General features: G+C 67.9%; 3 protein-coding genes. 2 read left to right on the top strand and 1 reads right to left on the bottom strand.

What is annotated here, in order from left to right; translation table 11 throughout:
• Positions 1-722: 722 nt before the first annotated feature.
• Positions 723-977, bottom strand: coding sequence for an SCO4848 family membrane protein (locus tag DLJ59_RS26340; protein ID WP_124775540.1), 255 nt, complete (start codon positions 975-977; stop codon positions 723-725).
• A gap of 101 nt (positions 978-1,078) precedes the next feature.
• On the opposite strand from DLJ59_RS26340, the gene DLJ59_RS36695 reads away from it, so the two are divergent.
• On the top strand, positions 1,079-1,255 hold the full coding sequence (locus DLJ59_RS36695) for a hypothetical protein (RefSeq protein ID WP_167493896.1): 177 nt from the start codon (positions 1,079-1,081) through the stop codon (positions 1,253-1,255).
• 85 nt (positions 1,256-1,340) lie between these two features.
• Positions 1,341-2,175, top strand: an 835-nt coding sequence (gene trpS / locus DLJ59_RS26335) for a tryptophan--tRNA ligase (RefSeq protein WP_124775538.1), incomplete at its 3' end; no start/stop codon positions are given.

Genomic DNA, 2,175 nt, shown 5'->3' with positions numbered 1-2,175 from the left:
GCAACAAACAAATGTTGCCAAAGGAATCCCAACCAGCCAGCAAAAACTGACCAGTCCGGGGTATAAATCATAATTGGCACTGGCTTTACAAGCACCCTGTTGAGTTCTCAAAGAACAACCACACACCGACCAGAAGCCCCACCTCAGCGGAACCCCAACCGGGGCTTTTCGTTCTGTGTCCCCGCCGCTCTCGCGCCGGGCACTTTTACTACGTTACCTCACCGTCTTCGCCGTGTCAAACCGTGTGTCCCGGTCTGTCATGCTTCGTACGGGTCAGCGCCGGCGCACTCACGCAGCAGCGAACCGCTGCGTCAGGTCGTCGGATTCGGCAGACCGGCCGCTGCGGCTTCCCGCAGTCTCGCCCGGTTCCCTGCCGGTCGTGAACCTTACCCGGTCGGCTTCGCCGCACCAAATCCGCCTCGCGGCCGATCCGGCAAGCCCCGCCCGGACCGTGTCCGGCAGGAGCGAACCCCTGCTTGACCCGGTTGCCATCCCGTTCCGGTGCTCCAGGACCTTCGTCCCGTTTGCCCCGTTCCGCGCTGGCAGAGAGAAAGTTACGCGTCTGCGGGTTTGATCGTCAAATCCACGGGTAGCGGCGCGCGTCACATTCGCACTCCCGGAACGTTTTCGCAGGTCAGGACCGGTCAGGTGGCAACGGGGGTTCGCCGACCATCGGCAGCAGGCCCACGGACGGGCCTGATCCGCAGGAGCGGCGACGGCAATCAGGGCGTCTGTCGTCGTCGAGCGGCGAGCCAGGCCCGGACACCGAGGACGCCCGCTGTGGTGCCGATTGCCAGGGACGCGGCGATCAGCAACGCGTGCACCCACAGGAAGCTGGTCGCCGCGCCCTCGGCCACCGTGCCGGACGCCCAGGACCGCGGGTCCTGCCAGATGGCCACCGCGAACCTCGGCCAGATCACCCAGGTCCAGACGCCGACTCCGACCAGGAAGAGACTCCAACCTCGCGACAGCACCATGGCAGCCGAGTATGCCAGCGCACCTGCTCACCGGGCCGGCGGCGCAAACGCGAATGCTCCGCCGCCCCTCAAGGGGGACGGCCCGCGGGTAATCTGACGCCGTGGTCCGGACGGGCAACTGCGCATCCGAGGCTGTCGACCTGGTCGACGGTCTCTTCCTCGGTGCCGTGCCCACGATCCCGACCAGCTCCGCCGATGGCCGTGAGCAACTTCTGAACGTCCTCCGTGCCGGTGGTCTGCGGTTCCGCGCCGGCGCGCGATGGCGGACGGCTCGCTGAGCCGATCCCGCTGACCGAGCAGGGCTGAGCCCTGCTCGACGCGCGCCCACGCGTGACCCACCTTCGGATAACGAGAGGCACCACCATGTCCGTCGCACGAATGCTCACCGGCGACCGGCCCACCGGCCGCCTGCACCTCGGCCACTACGTCGGCAGCATCGCCAACCGGGTACGGCTGCACCGGCGTTACGAGAGCTTCTTCATCATCGCCGACCTGCACATGCTCACCACTCGCAACCGCCGGGAGGACATCGACCAGGTCTCCGGCAACGCCCGCGAGATGGTGACCGACATCCTCGCCGCCGGGGTCGACCCGGACCGGGCCATCTTCTACCTCCAGTCGGCCATCGGAGAGGTCGGCGAACTCAACACCCTCTTGCAGAACCTGGTGACCGTTCCCCGGCTGGAACGGGTGCCCTCGCTCAAGGACATGGCCCGCGACGCCGGCAAGGAGGAGATGCCGTACGGGCTGCTGGGTTACCCGGTGCTCCAGGCCGCGGACATCCTCTGCGTCAAGGGGGAGGTGGTCCCGGTCGGCCGGGACAACGCCGCACACGTCGAGGTGACCAGGGAGATCGCCCGTCGCTTCAACCACCTGTACGGCCCGGTCTTCCCGGTGCCCGAGCTGATCCCGGCGGACACGCCGAGCCTGGTGGGCACCGACGGCGCGGCCAAGATGAGCAAGAGCCGGGGCAACACGATCGCGCTCTCCGACGACGCGGCGACGGTGCGTCGCAAGGTGCTCGGCATGTACACCGACCCGAACCGGGTGCGGGCCGACGTGCCGGGCACGGTGGAGGGCAACCCGGTGTTCGCGTACCACGAGGTTTTCAATCCGGACCGCGACGAGGTCGCCGACCTGGCCCGGCGCTACCGGGCCGGGCGGGTGGGCGACGTGGAGGTCACGGAGCGGCTGATCG

It is taken from the genome of Micromonospora inaquosa (genome assembly GCF_003857055.1).
Lineage (GTDB): Bacteria > Actinomycetota > Actinomycetes > Mycobacteriales > Micromonosporaceae > Micromonospora > Micromonospora inaquosa.
Note: the sequence above shows the minus strand (reverse complement) of the source record. Positions and strands in the feature narration are given on the sequence as shown.

What these genes read in the sequence shown, in the direction of transcription:
- DLJ59_RS26340 (WP_124775540.1), bottom strand. Translation starts at nt 977, where the DNA reads ATGGTGCTGTCGCGAGGTTGGAGTCTCTTCCTGGTCGGAGTCGGCGTC.